The sequence below is a fragment of the Mesorhizobium sp. B3-1-9 genome (genome assembly GCF_006439595.1).
Classification (GTDB): domain Bacteria; phylum Pseudomonadota; class Alphaproteobacteria; order Rhizobiales; family Rhizobiaceae; genus Mesorhizobium.
The window spans coordinates 105199-112945 of the sequence record NZ_VFTJ01000020.1 but is presented as its reverse complement, the minus strand read 5'-3'; the positions used below and the strand labels follow the sequence as shown (position 1 = coordinate 112945).

Sequence of the window (7747 nt, the reverse complement as noted above, 5' to 3'; positions counted from 1 at the left end):
TGGATCTCGGTGCGGGCGATGCGATCCTTCTCGGCATCGGGCAGCACGGCGCCGATCTTGACCAGCGCCTCGTCGGCGGCCCTCGCCATTGCCGCGCCGCCGAAAGCGCGCACCATGCGGGCGCCGGCAACCAGCGCCACGATCTCGTCACGCGTGAACATCAGCGGCGGAAGGTCGAAACCCTCCCTCATCATGTAGCCGACGCCCGCTTCGCCGTCGATCGGCACGCCGGTCGACTGCAGGTCGGCTATGTCGCGGTAAATGGTACGCTCGGAAACCTCGAGCCACGTGCCGAGCTTCTGCGCGGTGACCAGCCGGCCACCCCGCAAATGCTGCACGATCTGGAAAAGCCTGTCGGCGCGGCGCATCGATTTCTCCCCCGGGGTTTATGGCTTCAGCCCTTCGCGCTTGCGCTGCGCGGCAACGAATTTCGCTCCGAAGGACAATCTGCCCGTGGTCGGCGTCCCAGCATCCAGCACACGCCAGAAGGGCGCGACGTCGCCCGGCGCCATGCCGCGCTCGAGGTCCTCGTGAGCGGCTTCGGCAACGGTGCGCAGATGATAGCCGATCGTCACCGGGCATGTCACTTCGGCGCCGTGCTCGATCGCCAGCGCGGTACGCAACGCACGAACATCCATTTCGACCCCTTCGGGGATCGAGCGGATGAAGTCGTCGACCTGGCGCGCGGTCGGCACCAGCATCGACTGGCCCTCGACGACATCGCCGACCGTGCGCGGCGACGGCTTGATGCCGTTGATGCCTGGCGTGTTCAGCCTATCGTCCCAGCTTTTCGCCATACGCGGATTGGTCCGGATCGTCGGTTCGTGTTCGTTGCTGTCAGGATCGAAGCCGCACCAACTACCGCATGCCTCCTGACAACATCCTGTCAGGAGGCTGCGGCGAAGCTACCGGCAAACAAAGGCTTCTTCCCTGAACGCAACATCACTGGCTGCCATTACATCTGGGCGCGGTGCCGCGACAATCCAAGTCGCGGCGGCAAAATTTCAGTTTTCGCGCACGCGGCCCGTGTAAAGGTCCGGCCAGCAATGTCCTTGCGGATGTCCGCCGGCAAGGTGTTCAGGAAACGCTGGGTACGGATCTCGTTGGGCACGGTGCGGATCCTGCCGACATAGTGCTGCACGCTGCGCAGAATGGTAAAACCGTTCATGACCTCACTCCTCTCTTTTCGATGAGGAGAGTATCTCACACCCCTCCTGACAGCAGTCTGTCAGGAGGTTGACAGGGTGCCGAAGAACGCGGTGCCGCGGCCCTCGCAGGGTTCAAATGAAGCCGGTTCTGTCAGGAATGGTCCGCACGAAGGGTGCCTTAAGAACGGCTTTGACAGGCATCGGCATTGCTGGTCAAAGGCGGCATGACGAAACTGCTCGCCCTTGTCATCTGCGGCATCATGCTGATCCAGGTCATCAAGCCGCTGGGATGGCCGGGGCTGAAGCGGCGCGGCGATTTCTGGAAGCTGGCGCTGCTGGCCATGGCCGCGATCTCGCTTGCGGCGGTGCTTGGGCACTGGGCGTAGGTCTGTCCATATTCAGGCGAGGACGGCCTGCGAGTGGCGTGTCCTGACCTGAAGCTCAACTTACCTTGCTCGCTTCACCACCCAGCACGAAATCCAGCAGATGCTCCGCCCAGGCGCGATAGCCTGCTTCGGAAGCGTGGAATCCGTCGGAGGCGAAGCCGGCCTCGGGATCGGTGATCGGCAGGCGCGCGGCGGCAATGGCGCCGCGCTCGTTGCAGAGCCGCACGCCCATGCGGTTCATTTCCGTGGCGCGGATCTCGAGAATCCTGCCAAGCAATGGCGGCATTGCCGGCGAGCGGGTGAATTCCAGCACCGGCGACCACACGACACGCGCTTCCGGCCATTTGGCGCGCAGCGCGTAGAGCAGGCCGCCGAACTCCTTCTTGAAGCGCGGCACGGAGTGGAAGTTCTTGGTGTCGTTGGTGCCGATGGCGAGCACGATATGGGTCCAATGATCGGCCGACAGGTTGGGCAGGACATAATCGCGGATCTGGCCGGATGTCGCCGAATTGAAGCCGGCGGCGCGCCAGCGCACGGCGCTGCCGGCGCGTTCGGCGATCAGGCCGGCAAGCTGTGCGGCAAGCCCATATTCGGATTGCTCGATCCCGACCGACGCTGCCGAGGAGTCGCCCAGGACCAGCAAGGCGACGGGCGGCACCTTGCCTGGTATCTCGTGCAGGACCGGGCCTCGCGCGGGCAGCATGCGCGTGGTGCGCCGGCGCACGCCGAGGCCCTGCCAGACATAGACCGGGAAAGCGAGCCAGGTGAGAAGGGCAAGCAGGCGCTGCATGGCGGTTCCGTTGGCGTAACTTGCAAGCCATTAGCGCATGTTTGGGCTGACGTGAACGATGCCGTTCACGCGCAGCAGTCCGGCCGGTCCTTGTCCTGGTATTCGTCGTGCAGGCGTACCCAGTCCATCAGGTTGTGATACGGACCGGCCTCGTCGCGGCCCTTGGGCGTCATGTCGAGATAATGATAGGCGCCGATCAGCGCGTCGCCGCCGCGGGCCCGCGACAGGAAGGTGAGGAAGATGTCGCCATTGCCGTCGCGATAAAAGACGCTGGTGCCTGGCAGGTCTTTCGACCGCAACGGACGCTTCTCGAAATTGTAGGTGGTTTCGCCCGCCGCGATCTGCCTGTCGGTGAAGGAGACCTGCAGGTCGAAGTTGAAATCGGACGCGTAGGACGACACCCAGTCGAACTTCCAGCCCATGCGCCGCTTGTAAGGCAGGATTTCCGCGAGCGGCGCGCGCGAAATGACGACGAGCGAGACGTCATGATGCTTCAGATGCTGGTTGGCGCCGTCGATATGGTCGGCGAGGAACGAGCAGCCCTGGCAACGGTGATCGCAACCCGGCGTCATCATGAAATGGTAGACGATCAGCTGGCTCTTGCCGGCGAACAGCTCGCCTAGGCGCCTCGGTCCCGCTTCGCTTTCAAAGACATAATCCTTGCGCAGCTTGAACCAGGGCAGCTGCCGCCGCTCCGCGGCGACAGCGTCGCGGAACCGCGTCAGTTCCTTCTCGCGTTCCAGATGCTTGCGATGCGCCTCGAACCAGTCCTCGCGCGAAACCACGGCATTGCGATGCATGACCATCTCCTGTCCTCTCCTGCCAAGGACGTTCGACATGGGCGCGATCCGACATCGCCGCCGCCGTTTCGCTGCATCAGGTAGGAACGGTGCCCGTAAAAAGCAAAAGCCCGGGCTATACCCGGGCCCTTGCTGTTTATTGGAAGGGATGGCGTCACGCGGCCTTTTCCAGCGCCGGCTGCCATTTCCCAAGCGCCGCCAGGTGGTTCATGTGGGCGCGGTGGGTGAAAGCGGTCTGGCCGGCGGCAACGTTCGAGGCCTTGCCGCTCCACGCCTTCTGCGGCGCGGCCTGGAGCGCGCGGCCATAGGAGAAGGTCAGCTTCCACGGATGCGGCCCGATGGCGTTGATGGCGTTGAGGTTGGCGGTCGCTTCCTCGTCCTCCTGGCCGCCGGAGAGGAAGGCGATGCCCGGTACCGCCGCCGGCACCACTTCGCGGAACAGCTTGATCGTCTTCTCGGCGATTTCCTCCGGGCTGTCGGTCTTGCCCGATTTCTTGCCCGAGATGACCATATTGGGCTTCAGGATCGAGCCTTCCAGCACGACGCGCGCCGCATAGAGCTCGTCATAGAGCTTGACCAGCGTGGCCTTGGAGACGTCGTAGCAGGTGTCGATCGAATGGGCGCCGTCCATCAGCACTTCCGGCTCGACGATCGGCACGATGCCGGCCTCCTGGCAAAGCGCGGCGTAGCGGGCCAGCGCATGGGTGTTCGAGGCGATCGAATTGGCCGAGGGCACGCCCTTGCCGGTATCGATGTCGATCACCGCGCGCCATTTGGCGAAGCGGGCGCCGAGCTTGTAATAGTCGGCGAGCCGCTCGCGCAGCCCGTCGAGGCCCTCGGTGATGGTGTCGCCGGGGAAGCCGGCCAGAGGTTTGGCGCCGAGATCGACCTTGATGCCCGGGATGGCGCCTGCCGCCTTGATGATATCGACCAGCGGGGTGCCGTCGGCAGCCTTCTGGCGGATGGTCTCGTCATAGAGGATGACGCCGGAGATGTACTTCGTCATGGCCTCCTTGGTGCGGAACATCATCTCGCGGTAGTCGCGCCGGTTGTCGGCGGTCGATTCGACGCCGATGACGTCGAAGCGCTTCTTGATGGTGCCGGAGCTTTCATCGGCGGCCAAAAGGCCTTTGCCATCGGCCACGATCGCGGCGGCGATATCTTCGAGACGTTCGCTCATGGGTGCTCTCCTACGCTGCGTTTGTTCCGCGCTAGCAGAAGACTACCGCCAAAGGAATGACACCGGAAAGCTAGAATCGATTGAAAGCCGCGCGGGCTTTGCCTGGTCTCTGACTGTTTACCGCTTCAACACCTCGACGCCGGGCAGCGGCTTGCCTTCCATCCACTCGAGGAAGGCGCCGCCGGCGGTCGAGACATAGGTGAAGTCGTCGGCGACGCCGGCATGGTTGAGTGCCGCCACCGTGTCGCCGCCGCCGGCGACCGACACAAGCTTGCCCGCCTTGGTGCGGGCTGCCGCATGCTTTGCCGCCGCCACCGTGGCGCGGTCGAAGGGCTCGATCTCGAAAGCGCCGAGCGGGCCGTTCCAGACCAGCGTGGCGGCGCGGTCGATCCAGTCGTTGACGCTTTGTACGGTCTTTGCGCCGACATCGAGGATCATGCCGTCGGCCGGCACGTCCGAGATGGCGACGGTCTGGCTGGCGGCGCCGGCCTTGAATTCCTTGGCCACGACGCCGTCGGCGGGCAGGATGATGGCGCAGCCGGCTTCCGCCGCCTCGATCATGATCTGCTTGGCGGTGCCGGCAAGGTCATGCTCGCAGAGCGACTTGCCGACGTCGGTGCCGCGCGCGGCCAGGAACGTGTTGGCCATGCCGCCGCCGATCACCAGCGCGTCGACCTTCTTCACGAGGTTCATCAACAGGTCGATCTTGGTCGAAACCTTGGCGCCGCCGACGATGGCCACGACCGGCCGGGCCGGATCGCCGAGGCCCTTTTCCAGTGCGTCGAGCTCGGCTTGCATGGTGCGGCCGGCATAGGCCGGCAAATGGCGCGCCAGGCCTTCGGTCGAGGCATGCGCGCGGTGCGCGGCGGAAAAGGCGTCGTTGACATAGATGTCGCCATTGGCGGCGAGCTTTTCGGTGAAGGCCGGTTCGTTCTTCTCCTCGGCCTTGTAGAAGCGGGTGTTTTCGAACAGCAGGACGTCGCCGTCCTTCATCGCCGCGACTGCATCCGCCGCCTTGTCGCCGACGCAGTCGGCGGCAAAGCCGACCGGACGGCCGAGAACCTCAGCCGTGGCCCTGGCGATCGGCTCGAGCGAGAATTCGGCCGATGGGCCGTCCTTGGGGCGGCCGAAATGCGCAAGCAGGATGACCTTGGCGCCCTTTTTCGAGAGCTCGGCAATGGTCGGCGCTATGCGCTCGATGCGGGTGGCGTCGGTCACCTTGCCGTCGGCCACGGGAACGTTGAGGTCGACGCGCACAAGCACGCGCTTGCCGCTGACGGCGCCGATATCGTCGAGTGTCTTGAAGCCGGCCATGGTTGTTCCTTTTTAGCGAAAACGCGGCGACCTTACCCGGCGCGAAGGACGATGCAAGGGTCGCGTCGATTGCGCGCGCGCAAAAATGATGTCGGCTTGAGACATCAGCCTTCGCCGGTTGCCTTCTGGCTGTCCGGTCCGGGCGCCCCGGTGCCGATCGGCACGTCGTCGACCGCCTGCTTTTCGGCCGGCCTGCGCCAGTTGCGGACGAGCGCGGCGATGCGGTCGCCGATCTCGCCGGCGCTCATGAACACTGGCACGCGCGCGACCGGCGCGGTCGGCTCGAAAGACAAGCCAAGGCCGGCGATCCGGCCTTTCTCATCGACATCGCGCACGATCAGCTCGATTGGGCCGATCACCACGCGGTCGGCATATTCGGGATGACCGCCGAGCCGCTCCGATACCAGCGCGGCGACGGTAAGCTTCTGTTCCGCTTCGGTCAGGCCTGGTCCGTAGGCGGCTTCCAGCTCCGCGGCGGAGCGGGCAGGATCGACGGCAAAGGCGCCGAAGAAGTCGGCATCCTCGGGGTCGACCACGGCGCGGCTGGCAAAAAGCTTGTCGAGCAGGCGCGGGTAGCGGTCCGGCACGAAGATGTAGACCTGATCGCCGGCCGCCAGCCGCCCCATGTCCTGGAAGCGCATCGAGCGCCCGTCGCGCAGCACCAGCGAGGGCCTTGCCCAGCGCGGGATGCGCTCGCCCCGCGCCACCGGGCTGCCGGGCGCGACGCGGTAGGCGAGCAGCTCATGATGGGCCGAGCCCGGCAATTCGAGCTCCACCTTGTCCAGCGGCCCGAGACGGGCCGGCACGATCAGGCCGAGACGCCGCGCCAGCGGACCGACCGTCCAGCCCTGCACCACCAGCGACACGAGCACGATGATGAAGGCGGCGTTGAAGATCAGGCGCCCATGCTCGAGGCCGCCGAGCAGCGGCGTGATGGCGAGCAGGATCGAGACCGCGCCGCGCAGGCCGACCCAGGAGACGAAGGCGACCTCGGGGCGCGGCAGCCGGAACGGGATCAGGCAGAGCCAGACGGCCAAGGGCCGCGCCACGAAGATCAGGAACAGGCCGAGCAGGATCGCCGGCACCAGGATCGCCGGGAACTGCGAGGGTGTGGCGAACAGGCCAAGGATCAGGAACATGATGATCTGCGCCAGCCACGACATGCCGTCCTGGAAACGCTTCAGAATAGTGACCGCGCGGATATCGGAATTGCCGGCAATCAGCCCGGCAAGGTAGACGGCGAGGAAGCCCGAGCCGCCGATGGCGCCGGCCGCCGCGAACACCATCAGCGACAGCGTCAGCACGAAGATCGGCAGCAGGCCGTGGTCGAGGTTCAGCCGCTCGACAAGACGCACGATGCCGAAGCCGCCGAGCACGCCGATGACGGCGCCGAGCCCCATATTGGCGAGGAAGCCGAGCAAAAGGTTGGTGGCCAGCACATTGGCTTCCGGGTTGGCATGCGCGGCGATGATCTCGACCAGGGTGATGGTGAGGAAGATGGCGATCGGGTCGTTGGTGCCGGATTCCACCTCGAGCGTGGCGCGCACGCGCTCGCGCAGGTGGATTTCGCCGGCGCGCAGCAGGAAGAAGACGGCGGCCGCGTCGGTGGAGGCGACGGCGGCGCCGAGCAGGGAGGATTCCAGCCAGCTGAGTTTGAGAACATAGGAAGCGGCGGCGCTGAAGATGGCTGTGGTCAGGATAACGCCGATCGTGGCCAGCGACAGCGCGGGCCCGGCTGCCTGCCTGAGCGCGTTGAGCGGTGTGCCGAAACCGGAATCGAACAGGATGATCGCCAAGGCCAGTGAGCCGGCAAAATAAGCCAGCCGCGCATTGTCGAATTCGATGCCGAGGCCGTCGACGCCGGTGGCAAGTCCGATGCAGAGGAAGAGCAGCAGCAAGGGAGCGCCGAAGCGGAAGGCGATCAGGCTCGAAAACGCTGCGGCGACAATGAGCGCCGTGCCGACCAGCGTCACGAGATAGATCGCATGCTCCATCCGCTATTGCCCCTCCAAATCCCTCTATCTGTCGCTTTAACAGAGAGTGGGGCGAAGGCATGACCAGTGCAAGGCAACGGCGTGGTTTTTGGCTCAGCCGGCCAATAAAAAACGCCCGGCCGAGGCCGGGCGTTT

At 65.2% G+C, this 7747-nt stretch carries 9 protein-coding genes; 1 reads left to right on the top strand and 8 read right to left on the bottom strand.

Annotated elements, in window-relative coordinates; genetic code table 11:
• The 3 genes from FJW07_RS26375 to FJW07_RS26365 form a co-directional block, all read right to left on the bottom strand.
• The coding region (locus FJW07_RS26375) for an HTH domain-containing protein (protein ID WP_140567450.1) at positions 1-368 on the bottom strand (368 nt) is incomplete at its 3' end.
• Positions 369-386: 18 nt separating this feature from the next.
• Positions 387-797, bottom strand: a complete 411-nt coding sequence (locus FJW07_RS26370; protein ID WP_140859317.1) for a hypothetical protein — start codon at positions 795-797, stop codon at positions 387-389.
• A 158-nt stretch (positions 798-955) separates the two neighbouring features.
• Positions 956-1168 (bottom strand): hypothetical protein, encoded by a 213-nt coding sequence (locus FJW07_RS26365; RefSeq protein WP_181182729.1) that lies wholly within the window; start codon positions 1166-1168, stop codon positions 956-958.
• 204 nt (positions 1169-1372) lie between these two features.
• On the opposite strand from FJW07_RS26365, the gene FJW07_RS26360 reads away from it, so the two are divergent.
• Positions 1373-1534, top strand: coding sequence for a hypothetical protein (locus FJW07_RS26360; RefSeq protein WP_108702902.1), 162 nt, complete (start codon positions 1373-1375; stop codon positions 1532-1534).
• A 55-nt stretch (positions 1535-1589) separates the two neighbouring features.
• On the opposite strand, the gene FJW07_RS26355 is transcribed toward FJW07_RS26360, so the two are convergent.
• The 5 genes from FJW07_RS26355 to FJW07_RS26335 form a co-directional block, all read right to left on the bottom strand.
• Positions 1590-2324, bottom strand: coding sequence for an SGNH/GDSL hydrolase family protein (locus FJW07_RS26355; protein ID WP_140859316.1), 735 nt, complete (start codon positions 2322-2324; stop codon positions 1590-1592).
• A gap of 65 nt (positions 2325-2389) precedes the next feature.
• Positions 2390-3124, bottom strand: a complete 735-nt coding sequence (locus FJW07_RS26350) for a thioredoxin family protein (RefSeq protein WP_140859315.1) — start codon at positions 3122-3124, stop codon at positions 2390-2392.
• A gap of 154 nt (positions 3125-3278) precedes the next feature.
• Positions 3279-4304 carry a class I fructose-bisphosphate aldolase gene (locus tag FJW07_RS26345; RefSeq protein ID WP_140859314.1) on the bottom strand — a complete coding sequence of 342 codons (1026 nt, stop codon included), beginning with the start codon at positions 4302-4304 and terminating at the stop codon, positions 3279-3281.
• Positions 4305-4421: 117 nt separating this feature from the next.
• Entirely contained in the window at positions 4422-5618 is a 1197-nt protein-coding gene (locus FJW07_RS26340; RefSeq protein ID WP_140859313.1) for a phosphoglycerate kinase, read from the bottom strand.
• A 104-nt stretch (positions 5619-5722) separates the two neighbouring features.
• The gene (locus FJW07_RS26335) at positions 5723-7612 is read right to left on the bottom strand and encodes a potassium/proton antiporter (RefSeq protein WP_140859312.1); all 1890 of its coding nucleotides are present in this window, start codon (positions 7610-7612) and stop codon (positions 5723-5725) included.
• Positions 7613-7747 lie beyond the last annotated feature (135 nt).